Source organism: Microvirga sp. M2, assembly GCF_047497095.1.
GTDB lineage: Bacteria > Pseudomonadota > Alphaproteobacteria > Rhizobiales > Beijerinckiaceae > Microvirga.
In genome coordinates this window covers 1962234-1976582 of the sequence record NZ_CP134063.1, presented here as the reverse complement: position 1 = coordinate 1976582, position 14349 = coordinate 1962234, and the positions used below count along the sequence as shown (strand labels likewise).

Annotated in this window: 14 protein-coding genes; 7 read left to right on the top strand and 7 right to left on the bottom strand. The window is 66.1% G+C overall.

The window, feature by feature from the left end; translation table 11 throughout:
* The first annotated feature begins 122 nt into the window (after positions 1-122).
* From RE429_RS09365 to RE429_RS09355, 3 genes are read left to right on the top strand one after another with little or no spacing between them, the layout of a single operon-like run.
* Positions 123-872 carry a hypothetical protein gene (locus tag RE429_RS09365; protein ID WP_414474007.1) on the top strand — a complete coding sequence of 250 codons (750 nt, stop codon included), beginning with the start codon at positions 123-125 and terminating at the stop codon, positions 870-872.
* Positions 862-1674 (top strand): hypothetical protein, encoded by an 813-nt coding sequence (locus tag RE429_RS09360; protein WP_414474006.1) that lies wholly within the window; start codon positions 862-864, stop codon positions 1672-1674. The genes RE429_RS09365 and RE429_RS09360 overlap by 11 nt, the downstream gene beginning before the upstream one ends.
* The gene (locus RE429_RS09355) at positions 1674-3710 is read left to right on the top strand and encodes a SpoIIE family protein phosphatase (protein WP_414474005.1); all 2037 of its coding nucleotides are present in this window, start codon (positions 1674-1676) and stop codon (positions 3708-3710) included. Before RE429_RS09360 ends, RE429_RS09355 begins: the two co-directional genes overlap by 1 nt.
* A gap of 67 nt (positions 3711-3777) precedes the next feature.
* Here RE429_RS09355 and RE429_RS09350 read toward each other — a convergent pair whose 3' ends face one another.
* The 5 genes from RE429_RS09350 to RE429_RS09330 form a co-directional block, all read right to left on the bottom strand.
* Complete coding sequence (locus tag RE429_RS09350; protein WP_414474004.1) at positions 3778-4665, bottom strand: glycine betaine ABC transporter substrate-binding protein; 888 nt, start codon at positions 4663-4665, stop codon at positions 3778-3780.
* A gap of 106 nt (positions 4666-4771) precedes the next feature.
* Positions 4772-5686, bottom strand: coding sequence for an ABC transporter permease (locus tag RE429_RS09345; RefSeq protein WP_414474003.1), 915 nt, complete (start codon positions 5684-5686; stop codon positions 4772-4774).
* Between the two features lie 28 nt (positions 5687-5714).
* Positions 5715-6953 carry a glycine betaine/L-proline ABC transporter ATP-binding protein ProV gene (gene proV / locus RE429_RS09340; RefSeq protein ID WP_414474002.1) on the bottom strand — a complete coding sequence of 413 codons (1239 nt, stop codon included), beginning with the start codon at positions 6951-6953 and terminating at the stop codon, positions 5715-5717.
* A gap of 519 nt (positions 6954-7472) precedes the next feature.
* Positions 7473-7829, bottom strand: a complete 357-nt coding sequence (locus tag RE429_RS09335; protein WP_414474001.1) for a hypothetical protein — start codon at positions 7827-7829, stop codon at positions 7473-7475.
* 144 nt (positions 7830-7973) lie between these two features.
* Positions 7974-8459 (bottom strand): transglycosylase SLT domain-containing protein, encoded by a 486-nt coding sequence (locus tag RE429_RS09330; protein WP_414474000.1) that lies wholly within the window; start codon positions 8457-8459, stop codon positions 7974-7976.
* 242 nt (positions 8460-8701) lie between these two features.
* On the opposite strand from RE429_RS09330, the gene RE429_RS09325 reads away from it, so the two are divergent.
* The 4 genes from RE429_RS09325 to RE429_RS09310 all read left to right on the top strand — a co-directional run bounded on the left by RE429_RS09325 (position 8702) and on the right by RE429_RS09310 (position 12683).
* The gene (locus tag RE429_RS09325; protein ID WP_414473999.1) at positions 8702-9307 is read left to right on the top strand and encodes a L,D-transpeptidase; all 606 of its coding nucleotides are present in this window, start codon (positions 8702-8704) and stop codon (positions 9305-9307) included.
* 209 nt (positions 9308-9516) lie between these two features.
* The gene (locus RE429_RS09320; RefSeq protein ID WP_414473998.1) at positions 9517-10443 is read left to right on the top strand and encodes a hypothetical protein; all 927 of its coding nucleotides are present in this window, start codon (positions 9517-9519) and stop codon (positions 10441-10443) included.
* 547 nt (positions 10444-10990) lie between these two features.
* Positions 10991-12433 (top strand): DegQ family serine endoprotease, encoded by a 1443-nt coding sequence (locus RE429_RS09315; RefSeq protein ID WP_414473997.1) that lies wholly within the window; start codon positions 10991-10993, stop codon positions 12431-12433.
* A gap of 76 nt (positions 12434-12509) precedes the next feature.
* Positions 12510-12683, top strand: a complete 174-nt coding sequence (locus RE429_RS09310) for a hypothetical protein (protein ID WP_414473996.1) — start codon at positions 12510-12512, stop codon at positions 12681-12683.
* A 51-nt stretch (positions 12684-12734) separates the two neighbouring features.
* On the opposite strand, the gene RE429_RS09305 is transcribed toward RE429_RS09310, so the two are convergent.
* Positions 12735-13202: a PRC-barrel domain-containing protein gene (locus RE429_RS09305; RefSeq protein ID WP_414473995.1), complete on the bottom strand. Its 468-nt coding sequence runs from the start codon at positions 13200-13202 to the stop codon at positions 12735-12737.
* Between the two features lie 187 nt (positions 13203-13389).
* On the bottom strand, positions 13390-14250 hold the full coding sequence (locus RE429_RS09300) for a DMT family transporter (protein WP_414473994.1): 861 nt from the start codon (positions 14248-14250) through the stop codon (positions 13390-13392).
* Between the last annotated feature and the right edge of the window lie 99 nt (positions 14251-14349).

Below are 14349 nucleotides of genomic sequence, written 5' to 3'. Positions count from 1 at the left end.
GGCAAAACGACCTTTGGCAAAACGACCTTTGGCAAAACGACCCTTGCAAGAGTTGGCGGATCCGCTGAATCGATCATCGAGAACTCGACGCCTCCTCCACACGCTCCTGTTCGGAGAGACCTATGGGCTTTGCTTTCCGCGTCATCGCAAGCTTAGCGATTCCCGTCGCGCTTGCGATGATGGGCATCATCGTCGCCACCTATCTGACCCTCTCGGGCATCGCGGAGCGGCAGAAGGAAGACCGGATTCTGTTTCGCCTGGAAAACCTCCGTACGAGCATCGAGGCGAATCTGAGCCTCGGTTTTCAGCTGGCTCAGATCGGCGCGACGCAGGACGTGCTGGAGCGAGCCAGATCGACGGATTCGGTCCTTCAGGCACTCGACGTCTTCTCCGCTGACGGCGTGTCCGTCTACAGCACGGATCGCGGCGTCAAGGGCGAACCCGTTCCGGCCGAATGGCGCGCGGCCGCAACCACCGGCAGCGCGCAGGACCACTGGCGCTACGAGGGCGCCGGCGAACTCGTTCTCGGCCTGCCGATCCGCAACGATCTCGGCGACGTCGTCGGCCACATCGTGAGCATCACGTCGCCCGAAGAGACTCTGGCGGCGGATCTGCCCGGTCTTCTGCAGAGATTGGCGTTCTGGATCGTTCCCCTCGGCCTCGCCGTCTCGACGGTCGCGGCGCTCGCACTGAGCCGGCGGATCACGCGCCCCTACCATGGGATCGCCGATGCGCTCGCAGGACGCATCAACCCGTCGAATTCGAACGAGCCGCGAGGGGCCGCCCATGCCGCGCGACGGTCCGGCCTGATGGCGATGGCGGATCTGGAAAGCGCCACCGGGCGCCTCGAGGCGATCGACCATGCCCTTTGAGCGCAGGAAAGGCAGTCATACAGGACATCTGTCGGCGCATGTCGCGGGGGTGATCGCCGTCTTCATCATCACGGCGACGACGGGCCTCGGCATCGCCTGGCTGTCGATTTCGCTCGTCACGGAGAGCCTGCGTTCGGAGCAGCGCTCGGCCCAGCAGGCGGTGGCCGAAGCGGTGCAGCGATCGGTCGACAAGGCGCTTGCCCATGGAATTCCCCTGACGGCCATCGAAGGACTGACCGAGTATCTCGACGACATGAGCCGCCGCATCGCCGGGACCAGGGCCATCGAGGTCCGCTCCGATGCCGGCTTCAGAGCCATCGGGGGCGAACCCGGCTCGGCGAAGGATACGCTCGTCTTGCCTCTCGCGAGCCCGGGAGCGGAGATCGTCGTTTATCGGGACGACGGTCCCGTGACCGGCGCGTTCGAGCGCCTCCAGGCCCAGGCGCTGATCCTCGCGCTGGCCGCGGCGCTGCTGGCCTCGGCCCTCCTCTGGCTGCTGGCGCTTCGTCCGCTGGCGCGGGCGCATCGACATCTCGCGGCCGTGATCGACGCCCTGAGCGGTGGCGACTTTACGCAAGCCGCGACCGTCCACACAGCGACCCCGGCCGACATGCCCCTTCAGGAAGCCCGCGCGCTCACACGTGAGGTGAATGCCCATTACGCGACGATGCATTTTCAAGCCGAAAGCCTCCGGGCCATCGATTTCGATGACAGCCTGGCTCCCATGATCGACGAAGCCGTGGAGCGCGCCTGCGGCGGGCGCCGCTTCGCTTCGGACCCGGTTGCAGAAAAGACCCTCTGATGCTGTTGCGCCATCGCCTTTCCATCATCGCGTCGGCGGGTGCCCTGCTGATCGTGTGCGGTCTGCTCTGGGCCTCCCGCCAGAGCGAGACGATTTCAGCGCAGCGCCTCTCCTCCGTGGCGACCAACGGGCAAAGCGCGCTCTGGCAGCAACTCGTCCGCTCCGAGGTGGAGCGCCTCGACCAGATGGCGGATGCCCTGCAGAGCGCTTCGCTCCTGCGGGCCATCGACGACGGCGGCAGCGGTCGGATCGCATCCGTCATCAACTCCGAATTCGGCGCGATCCGCGACAGGCTGGCGGTTCTCGAACTGTCCCGCGGCGACGGCCGGGTGCTGCATTCGACCGGGCGCGCGCTCGACAGCGAAAGAGCCCTGGACCTGACCACTCTCGCGGAAGTGGCCGCGGGCGCCGGCAAGGCGGGCCTGTGGCAAAGCGCGCCGGACCGCTTCCTGATCGCGAAGACATTCCCGCTTAGCGACGCGAAGGGCGATACCGTCGTCGTCACCCTGGGCCTCGATGCGGCGGACGTTCTGAGCCGGTTTGCCGGGAGCCTGAAGACCGACGCCTTTCTGATCAATCCGCGCGGGCGCATGGTCGTGGGGACCGATGCGCATCTGTGGCACAGGCTGCTCCCTCGCCTGCCCCTGCGCAGCGCGAGCGTCGCGACGCAGGAGGTCGACGGCCGCATCTACTCCCTGGTCGGGGTGCCGGTGAACGACCTGAGCGGAGGCCTCGCGGGCCTGCTGGTCACCCTCGACGACGCCACCGGGACCCTTGCGCCCGCGGAGCGGATCAGAACCCTGAGCATGGCCGGATCCTTCCTGTTCGCCCTGGCTCTCGTAGCGGGTCTTCATGTCTACCTGATCCGGGCCTTTCGTCCGCTCGACCGAACGACCAAGGTGCTGAACGCGCTCGCGCGGGGCGACACGACCGCCCGGATCGCTCCGACCGGCGACGACGAGATCGGCCGGATCGCGGAAACGGTCAGCCATTTCCGGGACAACGCCATCGCGCTCGACCGGCTGCGCCTTCAGCAGACCCGGCAAAGGCGGCGCCAGGAGCGGCTCATCCGGGGCAGGATGAAGGAGCTCGCCGGCACCCTCGATTCGAACGGACGCGACGAGATCCTCACCATCCTCGACACGCAGGCGCATCACGGCGGCGAGGATGCGGATTTCGTCCTCCTGCCCCATGTGCTGCAGCAGCTGTCGGGCCGCATCACCCAGCAGCATCTGAGGCTGAACGAGCTGATCGCGGACCTGCGCGACTCCCTCGTGACGAAGACGAAGCTCGCGGGCATCCAGCAGGAGCTGGAGATCGCCCGCCAGGTGCAGCTCGCCATGGTTCCGGCGACCTTTCCGGCGATCGACACCATCGATGTCGACGGCGGCATGATCGCCGCCAAGGAGGTGGGCGGCGACTTCTTCGACTGCTTCGCCCTGACGGAGGACACATACGTCCTGATGATCGGAGACGTGTCGGGAAAGGGCGTCCCGGCGTCCCTGTTCATGGCGATCACCCGCACTCTGCTGCGGGCCACCGCGCTCTACGAGCCCGATCCGGCGCGCTGCATCGAGAGCGTCAACAATCTCCTGGCCCGCGAGAACGAGCAGATGCTGTTCGTGACCCTGTTCTACGGCGTGCTCGACGTTTCCACGGGCGAGCTCGTCTACGTCAATGCGGGCCACAACCCTCCCCTTCTCGTGAGCGCATCGGGCAGCGCGCGCTATCTCGACGCGACCGGCGACATGGCGCTCGCCGTGATGGAGGATCAGGGCTACAGCGCCGCGCGCCTGTCGCTGATGCCGGGCGATCTCCTCGTCACGTTCACGGACGGCATCACGGAGGCCTTCAATCCGGAGAACGAAGCCTTCGGCGAAGAGCGGTTGAAGGCTCTCTGCCTGCGCGAGCGCGAGGCCCCGTCCGTTCAGGCGCTGATGCAGCGCGCCTACGGCGCCTTGACGGATTTCGTGCGCGACGCCGAACAATCGGACGACATCACATGGCTCGCCCTGCGCCGGCGGTCATTGCCCTGAACGAAAGAGCCGCCGGGAAACCCGGCGGCTCGTCGTTTCATTCACGAAGTCGGACGATATCGCGTGACTACGTCGCGGAGCTCATCTCGCCGGTGAGCCAGTATTTGACCCGCGCGGGATGCTCGCTGATGTAGTTCTCGACCGCCTTGTCGACCGAGCCTTCGTTCGCGTCCGACATCGCGGCTTCGAGCTCGCCGAGCGGAAGGTGCATGCGCATCAGGAACTGCGCGACCTCCGGATGGTCGCCCTGGAAGCCCTTGCGCGCGATCGCGTAGACCCGCTCGACGCCGCCGAGGGCCTGTTTGGGATCGTCGAGATAGCGCAGCTCGTACTTGCCGAACATCCAGTGGGGGCTCCAGCCCGTCACCACGATCCACTCCTTCCGGCGGACCGCGCGATCCAGGGCCGACACCATGGCGGCGTCGCTGGCGGTGGTCAGGTCGTAGCCGCTCAGGTCATAGGTCTTGACGGCTTCCTTCGACAGGCGGGTGAGGCCCGCGCCGGGGTCGATGCCCTGGATCTTGCCCGAAAGCTTCTCCTTCACCTCGGGCTTGGAGAGGTCGGCGATGGATCCGATCTGATCCTTCGGGACGTAGTTCGGCACGACCCATCCGAGCTTGGCGTCCGTGTAGAGAACGCCGAGGGTCACGACCTTGTCGCCCACGCGCTTCCAGTAATCCTTATGGGTCTCGGGCAGCCAGGCCATCATCATCGCATCGATGTCGCCCTTCGCCACGCCCTGGTATTGCGGTGCGATATCGGTCTGCAGAAGCTCGACCTTCTCGGAATAGTTGTCCTCGATGAGCTTCTTGGCGAGCTTGGTGACGAACTCCGCATCGGCCCAGGCGGTCCAGCCGATCTTGATCGGCTTCTTGTCCTCCTGCGCCTGCAGCGTGCCCGCAAGGCCTGTGGTCAGGGCCGCCGCGAGGGCGATCCGGGCGAAGGTCTTGAGCATAGGGTTCTCCTTTATCGCTCTTGAGGTTGCCCCTTGGGGTCGTCCCTTGAGGGCGTCCCTTGGGGTTGTCGCGCACGGGACCGGGAGGCCGGTCCCGTGCCCGTCGTCACGCGCCTGCCTGAGCAGGCGCGGTTTGGATTCCGGGGATGTCCCGCCCGGCTCCGACGCGGCGGGCGACGGGAAGCGGGATCCTCAGGGCTGCCGGCCGTGAAAGGCTCTGCGTCAGACGGTCGAGGATGATGGCCAGGATCACCACGGCGAGGCCGCCCTCGAAGCCCACGCCGACGTCGAGACGCTGAATGCCCGTCAGCACCGTATTGCCCAGGCCGCCCGCGCCGATCATGGAGGCGATCACCACCATCGAGAGCCCCAGCATGATGGTCTGGTTGATGCCGGCCATGATGGACGGCAGGGCCAGCGGGAACTGCACCTTGAACAGGAGCTGGCGGTCGGTGCAGCCGAAGGCCTGCCCGGCCTCGACGAATTCGCGGTTCACCTGCGTCAGCCCCAAGGCCGTGAGCCGCACGACGGGCGGCATCGAGAAGATGACGGTCGCGATGGTGCCGGGCACGGCTCCGAGACCGAAGAACATCGCGGCCGGGATGAGATAGACGAAGGCCGGCATCGTCTGCATCAGATCGAGCAGCGGGCGCGTGCCGGCCGCGGTCAGAGGGCTGCGGGCCATGAGGATGCCGAGCGGAATGCCGAGAGCGATCGCGATCGCAGTCGCCGCGATGACGAGGGCGAGCGTCTCGATGGTCTCCTTCCACAGGCCCATGCCGACGATGAGAAAAAGCGCCGCCCCGCAGAGAACGGCGAATTTCCAGCCGACCCGCCAGAGCGCGAAGAGCGCCACGATGCCGATGAAGGCCCAGGACGGCAGCCACGAGAGCCCATCCTTGATGCCGTTGGCGAAGAAGCCGATGACGTCCGCGATGGCGTCGAGGGTCGGAGAGAAATGGTCGAGCGTATACTCGACAGCGGCGCTGGCGGCAGCGCCGATGCTCAGGTCGAAATCCATGAATGTATCCTTCGCGCGGAAGAGGTGTTCAGGCGGCGCGGTCGAGCGTCATGAGGAGAGACGACTTGGAAATGGTGCCCACATAGCGCCCGGCCGCATCCACGACCGGCACCGGCCACCGGCTCTCGGCGACCCGGCCCATGACCTGCGCCACCGGCGCATCGGCCTCGATGGGAGCCATGTCGGGCAGGAAGGCCCGCCGATAGGGATCGGGCCAGCCGGCCCGCACGGCTTCCTTGAGCGACTCGGCGCTGACCATGCCCTGGTAGCGCTTGTCGCGTGCGACCACGATCGCGACGTCGCGATCGTGGGCCCTGATGCGTTCGAGCGCGGCATGGACGCTCAGGCCGGCGCGGTCGATCAGGGTGATCTGGCTGTGGCGGGCGATGTCGCCCGCGCGGAAGACATGCGCGACGTCCACGTTGCGGAAGAACGAGCGAACGTAATCGTTCGCCGGATTCATCACGATCTCTTCCGGCGTGCCGACCTGCACCACGACTCCGTCCTGCATGATGGCGATGCGGTCCCCGATGCGCATCGCCTCGTCGAGATCGTGGCTGACGAACACGATGGTGCGGCTGTGCTCAGCCTGGAGGCGAAGGAGCTCGTCCTGCATCTCGGTGCGGATCAGGGGATCGAGGGCCGAGAAGGCCTCGTCCATGAGGAGGATCGTCGGCTCGTTGGCGAGAGCGCGCGCAAGGCCGACGCGCTGTTTCATGCCGCCGGAAAGTTCGTCGGGACGGCTTGCCGCATAGCGGCCGAGCCCGACCGCCTCGAGCGCCCGGAGAGCCTTCTCGTGACGCTCCTTCTCGGCCATGCCGGCCACCTCCAATCCGAAGGCAGTATTGGCCAGGACCGTGCGGTTGGGCAGAAGCGCGAAGCTCTGGAACACCATGCTCATGTCGCGGCGACGCAGCTCGATCAGGTCGCGCTTGCTCATTTTCGTCACGTCCTGGCCGTCCACCAGGATCGAGCCCAAGGTCGGGTCGATCAGCCGGTTCAGCAGGCGCAGGAGAGTCGACTTGCCGGAGCCGGACAGCCCCATGACGACGAAAATCTCGCCTTCCCGGATGCTGAAGCTCGCGTCGTTGACCCCGATGGTGCAGCGCGTCTCGGCCTGGACGGCATCCTTGCCCTGTCCCGACCGGATCATGTCGATGGCCCGCGGAACCTGCGGGCCGAACACTTTGAATACGTTGCGAAGGACGATCTTGTCAGCCGATAGGGCCGCAGCAGCGCTGCGCACGGTATCGTCTTTATCAGTCATCAAACCCCCGATTTCCCCTGCCTAAAAGGTTAGGGGCAACCTCCGTTGTGTAATGTTAGCCAGGAGAATAGTTGAAAGATTGGACCAGGCCATATTCCGGCACTCATGAGAGCGCACAAATGCCTCGATCCGGCGAAACGGACAGCATATTTGGCTGCCTTCGATGAGGTTTATCTAAACCGTTCGCGCCAAATTGCCAACCCTGGTATCATGAATTGGCTGGATTCCCTGTTCATGACGAACGGATTTCGACCGCCGCGCGCCGTGTCTTTCGGTTACAAAACAGGAGCTTAGCGGAGATCGGAACAGGGCGGCTGCGAAGCCCGGACAATATTGCAAAAAGCAGAAATGGGCCCGGCATTCTTGAGCCCGGGGGGCGTCAGACGGCCATTTTCGGCGCCTCCGCGAGCACCGTTCAGGGCCGGTTCAGGCGGCTCGTTTTCAGCGAAACGCCTGAAGCCCGAAACGCCTGACGCCATGGAGCCGGAGCAGCTCGACGAAGAGCCGGACGGGATGCCGTCAGTGATGGTCCTGGTCGGAGGGCAGGTCCGCCAGCCGCTTGATCTCGAAGATCGCCGCGACCACGAAGGCCGAGAGCACGACGAAGGTCGTCAGCGTTCCGAGGGTTCCTTCCTGCACGCCTGAATTGGCTCCGATCACCAGCGTCATGGCCAGGACCGGAAAGCCCAGAGTGATCGCAGCCAGAATGACCAGGGGATTCGCGAATACCTCGGTGCCATGAGCCTTCGAAGGAGCCTTCGGAGGCTGCGGAGACGAAATCTCCTGCCGAAGCGCCTCTCCTTGCGGCACAGGCATTGCCTGACGGGACGAATCCCGGGCAGGCGAGGTGTTCAACGTTCCGGTCTGCTGCTTCATGAATGCGATCCCGTGATGCGATGCCGAGGAAGTGTGTCGGTCCGGCCTGAACTTCACAAGCAAGCCGAACGCCAATGGAGTTGGGGCAAAAGGGGTATTTTCAAGACGCACCACGAAACATCGCCTGCGGCGGCGCTTCGAAGGTTACTGTCCCGAGACCGAGGCGGAACTGGAGAACACGGCTGCGATCCCTCCCGTCGCCACGGGCTCGCTCGCGGCGCTTCTGAGCTGCCGCAGCAGGCCTTTTCGTTTGGCTTCGTAGTAATAGCCGCGCGAATACAGGGAGACCGCGCGGTCGATATTGCCGCCGGCCACCGCATAGGCGTTGGCGAGATAGGGAACCGCATAGGTGAGATTGGTATCGGCATCGAGCAGGCCCGATGCCGGACCCGTGTATCCCATGCCGCGCGCCGTGGCGTAGCGGATCTGCATCAGGCCGAGGAAACCCCGGTTGGCTGCCTGCGGATTGTAGCCGCTCTCCCGCTGGATGATCCGGTGCACCAGAGCCGCGGGCACGCCGTGAGCCTTCGCGTGCTGCGCCACGAGGGCATCGATGGTGGCGCGGTCCGAAGCGGCAGCCGGCAAAGCGCAGGCCGCAACGGCACAGCCCAGAACGAGACGAGCGATCATGGCAACCCCTATGTTTATAGGGGGCATTCTCCGGGCGAACGTGGCAATTAGGCGTCAGCTTGGCCGTATCGCGGGACGGCTCCCCTCCCCGAGCCTCGGAGGGCGCCTTGGAGGGTATCTCGGAGGGCGCGGTGACGGCCGGTGCGGAAATCGCGCTCCGGGACGGAACCTGAGCCGTTCTGCATCGTCATACCCTCATGCTTCCCCACGCCGATGACCGAACCGCAGGCGGAGACGAACCGATGGGCAGAAAGACCTTGCTGACGGCTGCTTGTCTTACCGCGCGTCTTGCCGCATGTCTTGCCGCATGTCTTGCCGCTCTCGCGGCCGTGTCTCCAGCCGGGGCCGCCGAAATCTCCATCCTGGTCAACAAGTCGACACAGCGCATGACCGTGTCGGTGGACGGCGCGGAGCGCTATTCCTGGCCGGTCTCGACGGGCCTGGGCGATTATTCCACGCCTTCCGGCACCTTCGCTCCATCCCGGCTGGCGAGGGAGCACTACTCCAAGGAATGGGACGACGCTCCCATGCCGCATTCGATCTTCTTCACCGATGCCGGCCACGCCATTCATGGCAGCCAAGCCGTCGCCCGTCTCGGCACGCCGGCCTCGCACGGCTGCGTCAGGCTCGCTCCGAGGAACGCGAGCACGCTCTTCAACCTCGTCGCGGCCGAAGGGACCGGCAACACCCGGATCGAGATCACCGGTTTCGAGCCGATCGGAACGGCGCTGGGATCCGGAAACGGCGCGCCGGGCGACTACAGCCGCCTGACCAGCTTCAATCCCCTGACGGACGGAATCATGGTCGGCGGCGGAGCTGCCCGGCGACCGACCGACGCGACACGATAGCCGGCCAACGGTCATGGCCGTGCACCCGCCGTCACCCCCGCGAGAAAAGTGATCCATCGACCCCGACATGGCGAGGAGACGCGCAGCCGGTGCCGTCGCGCGTCATCCGATACGGTGAGCGGTCATGGATCCCAGGCTCCGCTCCGCGGCCCGGGATGATTGCGGAGAGAGCGCGGACCTCCCGGCCCGCGCGGATGCGCTAGCGCGGCTTGCGCGGACCGGATTTCGACGATCCGCCGGTTTTCCGGGTCGACTTGCTCGCGCCCTTCAGGCCGGTCGACGATGCGGCCGCGCGACGCCTCGTGGCGCCTGCCGCGGTACCCGTCTTCCTGACGCTCGTCTCCCTGGCGCTCGCCTTCCTGGCGCTCGCCTTCCTGACGGTCGTCTTCCTTGCGGTCGTCTTCCTTGCGCTCGTCTTCCTTGCGCTCGTCTTCCTTGCGCTCGTCTTCCTTGCGCTCGTCTTCCTTGCGCTCGTCTTGGCGGCTCCCGTCTTGGCGGCGCGTTTCACGACACTCTTGGACGTCGCGGCACGGGTTCTCGCGGCAGGACGGGCCGACGCCGCGCGCGTCGTTTTCGCAACGCGCCCGGAACGTGCGGGCGTGGTCCTGGATGTCGTCGCAGAACGGCGCACGGGCGTCTTTCGTGCGGCGGCCGTCGTCTTGCGAGCAATCGACGCCGTCTTGCGGGCGCTCGATGGTGTTTTGCGGGCGGCCGAGGCCGTCTTGCGGGCACTCGATGCCGTCTGGCGCGCAGCAGGGGCCGTCTTGCGCGCAGCGGTCTTTCTGGCAACACCTGTTCTGGACGATCCGGCCGAGGATGCGCGTTGCGACGTGCTCTTCTTCACACCGGCGCGTTTGGCGGTGCCGGCCGTACGTCCGCCAGAGGTCCCGGTTTGGCGGGAGCTCCTCTTGCGGCCGTCCGCGGAAGCCGAAGACGCGCGCGCGGTGCGTTTCGTCCCGGCGCTCTTCGCCGTGCCGGATCGGGCTGTCGCATTCCCGACCTTCCGCGTTGCTCGCGTCGATGGACTCCTCCTCGATGGACTCTTCCTCGCTGGACTCTTCCTGGAGGATCTGACGGCAGGCCGCCTCGCGGGGGCCGCCTCCGTTGCGATGAACTTGAAGAAGCGGCTCGTCTGATCCGCCCCGATGCTGTCCTGATGCAGGAACGTCAGGTCGCTGTCGTCGAATATCCGGAAGAACTCATCCCAGGGGACCTCTTCGAGCGCCTCGTCCTTCTCGCCGAAATCGAAGCGGAGAATGCCTCCTCGGCCTCTCCTCGTCCGAACGACCGAAGGCCGTCCGCCGCGCTCCTCCGCCCACCGGCGGATCTCGTCATGATCGGTGGTCGTCGTGGCTTGACTCATGGTTTTTCTCCCCATGCGCGCGTTTCATCCTCAACGTCGGCGGCAAAGGTCTGTTCCTGGCACGGCCACCCTGGAGACCGCCTCGCCGTGCAGGCTTTTCGGTCAAGCTGAAACCAAGTGGTGCGCGACGCGTCTCTATCGCATGCAGGCCCGTGCCTGCCGATGTTGCGAACGCAACGAGCGGATCGCCGGTTCGACATGCTGCACCGTCAAAACTCAAGCCGTGCAAACTCAAGCCGTGCAAACACGAGCCATGCGGACAGCAACCGTGGACTTTCCCCTCTTCCACACTTGCACACACTTGCAGGAGGATCGATCGAATGCTCCGCCAGCCCCTCACCGCCCGTCTTCGGGCCACCCTCTTCACCAGCGTGCTCTCGGCTGCCGCTCTCTCGTTACCGGCGATGCCAGTCCTTGCCCAGCAGCCTCAGGTCCCGACCGATTTCACCGGGGTCGTCAAGCAGAAGATGCCCTCCGTCGTGGCGATCACCACGCGCCAGCACGTGCTGGAACAGAGCCAGATGCCGTCGCTGCCCGAGGACCTTCCCTTCCGGGAATTTTTCCGTCGCTATTATGGCGACAGCGAGCATCCGGAACGGCGGGAGCAGATCCGGCAGGCGCTCGGCTCGGGCTTCGTGATCAGCCGGGACGGCTACATCGTCACGAACAACCACGTGGTCGAGGGAGCAGAAGAAATCCATGTCGTTTTCGGCGAAGACACGAACGTGCCGGCCAAGCTGATCGGCAGGGACCAGGCGACGGACATCGCCGTGCTGAAGGTCGATCCGCAGCCGAACATGACCGTGGCGTCCTGGGGCAATTCGGACGCGGCCGAACCGGGTTCGTGGGCCATCGCCATCGGAAGCCCCTTCGGCCTGGGAGGAACGGTGACGGTCGGCGTCGTATCCGCCCGCGCCCGCGACATTCGATCGGGTCCCTATGACGACTACATTCAGACCGATGCCTCCATCAACCGCGGCAATTCCGGCGGCCCCCTGTTCAATGCGGCCGGCGAGGTCATCGGCGTGAACACCGCCATCTTCTCCCCGACGGGAACCAATATCGGCATCGGCTTCGCGGTCCCGTCCCGAACCGCTCAGGCGGTCGCCAACCAGCTCATTCAAACGGGCCACATCGAGCGTGGCTTCATCGGATTGAGTCTTCAGGACATCACGCCCCCCATCGCTCAGGCGCTCGGACGGCCCGACGACAAGGGCGTCCTCGTCGCTTCCGTGCAGCCCGGCGGACCGGCCGAGAAGGCCGGCGCCCAATCGGGCGACATCATCACCACGTTCAATGGCAAGCCTGTCGAGAACGGACGCAGCCTGTCGCGCGCCGTCGCTGCCGTGAAGCCCGGATCGGAGGCGACCATGACCGTCGTGCGCGCGGGCAAGACGCAGGATCTGAAAGTCACCGTCGGACAGCGCCAGGAAGAGCAATCCACCCAGATGGGCTCTCTCGAGCAGCAGGACACCGGAAAGCGGCTCGGCCTCGCCTTGAGTCCGATCCCGGACGCGGCGAAGGACCAGCTCGGTCTCGCCCCCGGCACGACGGGCGTTCTCGTCCAGCGGGTCGAGCCGAACAGCCCGGCGGCCGAGAACGGCCTGAAGGAGGGCGACGTGATCGTGTCGGCCAACAACCAGCCGGTGGCCTCGCCGTCCGACGTCGCCAATGCCTGGTCGCAGGCGCAGCAGAACAAGAAGCCGGTTCTTCTGCGCGTGAAACGCGAAGATCAGTACCTGTTCGTCGCGATCGGGTCCTGACGCCGGCCGAAAGCCGCGCCACGGGTGCATCCGGGGGATCCATTCCCCCGGTGCCGCATCGCTCCGGGAGGCCCCCATGAGGCAGAGCAACTGGCTCGCCCTTTCCGTCGCCGCGATCCTCGTCATCCTGATATGCACGGCGCTGTGGCTCGTCTTCGTGGACCGCACCGAGCCGCCCGGGGCGACGGGGTCCATTGCCGGAGCGCCGTCCGAGGGGCGGCCGGTGACGCCGGAGACGCCCGGCCGATGAGAAGGGCATGTCGCGAGAACGCACGGACCGGACGCGCCGGGACGGCCGCGGTCACTTCTTCACGAATTCCGGAGCGGATTTGAGCTGGTCCTGCGGGATATCCAGCGTGATCCGGTCCGGCGCCAGAACGTTGCTCACCCGAATGTCGGCCCGCGTCTTTGCTCCCGCCGCCGTACTCGCCGGCAGGTTTCCGCTCACCATTCCGGTCGAGGCCGTCGTCTCCACCGGATCGATCCGCACGGCATAGAACGGGACCGCGACCTTCCGCTCCCCGATGCCCGCGATGCCGCCGGTCGAGATCACATAGCCGCTGACATGCCCGTCACGGTTGAGGATGACATCCGAGATGGTGCCGTCCGATTGTCCGTTCGCGCCGACCACGCCGTGCCCGATCAGATCCGAGGTGCGCCAGAATCCGCGAGGCGGAGACGCACCGGTCGAGCCGAGGGGTGTCCGGTCCTGCGCCATGGCGGCCGTGCCGAGAAGCAGAGCGGCGGCCGTCAGATAGATCCTCGTCATGGAAGTTCCCTCCCTCGCGGTTGCGCGTCACCGGGGCTCGCCGCCGCCGCGCGCAGGCGACATGGCGTGATCGGCCCGGCTCAGAGCGAACGGCGGAGACGGGCAATTCGTTGCCGCAAGGGGAGTATCCTCGAAGCCGAAGGAGCCGAGCGTTCAGGCGAAACGCTAGTTCAGGCGAAACGCTAGTTCAGGCGAAACGCTTGGCACCGGCGACGCACAGGACGACGACACACGTCGCCGCGATCATCGTCCAGGCGACCGGCTCGTCCAGAAGCAGGCTCGCGAGGGTCAGGCCGAAGAAGGGCTGGAGCAATTGCAGCTGTCCGACGCCCGCGATGCCTCCGAGCGCGAGGCCGCGATACCAGAAGACGAAGCCCAGCAGCATGCTGAAGACCGAGACATAGGCGAGCCCGAGCCAGGCCGGACCGCCGATCGCGCTCCAGGAGCCCGGGACCGTGAGCAGCGCGAGGATGCCCATGATCGGCAGCGCCAGAAGCAGCGCCCACGAGATGACCTGCCAGCCGCCGAGCCTTCGCGACAGGGTGGCTCCCTCCGCGTAGCCGAGGCCGCACAGCACGATCGCGGCCACCATCAGCAGGTCGCCCATGAGCGAACCCGCATCGCTGTTGAAGAGGGCAAATCCCGCGACGGTCGCAGCGCCGAGGCCCGAGAACAGCCAGAAGACGGGTTTCGGCCGCTCGCCGCCGCGCAGGACCCCGAAGATGGCGGTCGCGAGCGGCAGGAGGCCGATGAACACGATGGACCGCGCCGAGGTGATGTGCCGGAGCGCGAGCGCCGTCAGCAGCGGAAAGCCGACCACGACGCCGAGAGCGACCACGGCGAGCGACCCGAGATCGCGGCGTCCGGGCCGCATCTGCCGGAGGCCCGCAAGGAACAGGGCCCCGAGAAGTCCCGCGATCACCGCACGGGCCGAGGTCAGGAACAGGGGCGAGAAATCGCCGACGGCGATCCGCGTCGCCGGCAACGAGCCGCTGAAGATGATGACACCCAGAAGGCCGCTGCCCCACCCGTCCGTCGTACGATCCATGTCGCTTCTCCTTGCAAGGGGGATCCTAGGCAAGCCGGATCCTAGGCAAGCCGGATCCTAGGATTTCGAGGCTGGCCGTGACAGAGACAGTGCAATACA

Bases quoted from the DNA above. Each gene is read 5' to 3' on its own strand.
- RE429_RS09330 (WP_414474000.1), bottom strand. From the start codon at position 8,459: ATGATCGCTCGTCTCGTTCTGGGCTGTGCCGTTGCGGCCTGCGCTTTG.
- RE429_RS09345 (WP_414474003.1), bottom strand. From the start codon at position 5,686: ATGGATTTCGACCTGAGCATCGGCGCTGCCGCCAGCGCCGCTGTCGAG.
- proV (WP_414474002.1), bottom strand. From the start codon at position 6,953: ATGACTGATAAAGACGATACCGTGCGCAGCGCTGCTGCGGCCCTATCG.
- RE429_RS09355 (WP_414474005.1), top strand. From the start codon at position 1,674: ATGCTGTTGCGCCATCGCCTTTCCATCATCGCGTCGGCGGGTGCCCTG.
- RE429_RS09300 (WP_414473994.1), bottom strand. From the start codon at position 14,250: ATGGATCGTACGACGGACGGGTGGGGCAGCGGCCTTCTGGGTGTCATC.
- RE429_RS09360 (WP_414474006.1), top strand. From the start codon at position 862: ATGCCCTTTGAGCGCAGGAAAGGCAGTCATACAGGACATCTGTCGGCG.
- RE429_RS09310 (WP_414473996.1), top strand. From the start codon at position 12,510: ATGAGGCAGAGCAACTGGCTCGCCCTTTCCGTCGCCGCGATCCTCGTC.
- RE429_RS09365 (WP_414474007.1), top strand. From the start codon at position 123: ATGGGCTTTGCTTTCCGCGTCATCGCAAGCTTAGCGATTCCCGTCGCG.
- RE429_RS09315 (WP_414473997.1), top strand. From the start codon at position 10,991: ATGCTCCGCCAGCCCCTCACCGCCCGTCTTCGGGCCACCCTCTTCACC.
- RE429_RS09335 (WP_414474001.1), bottom strand. From the start codon at position 7,829: ATGAAGCAGCAGACCGGAACGTTGAACACCTCGCCTGCCCGGGATTCG.
- RE429_RS09350 (WP_414474004.1), bottom strand. From the start codon at position 4,665: ATGCTCAAGACCTTCGCCCGGATCGCCCTCGCGGCGGCCCTGACCACA.
- RE429_RS09325 (WP_414473999.1), top strand. From the start codon at position 8,702: ATGGGCAGAAAGACCTTGCTGACGGCTGCTTGTCTTACCGCGCGTCTT.
- RE429_RS09305 (WP_414473995.1), bottom strand. From the start codon at position 13,202: ATGACGAGGATCTATCTGACGGCCGCCGCTCTGCTTCTCGGCACGGCC.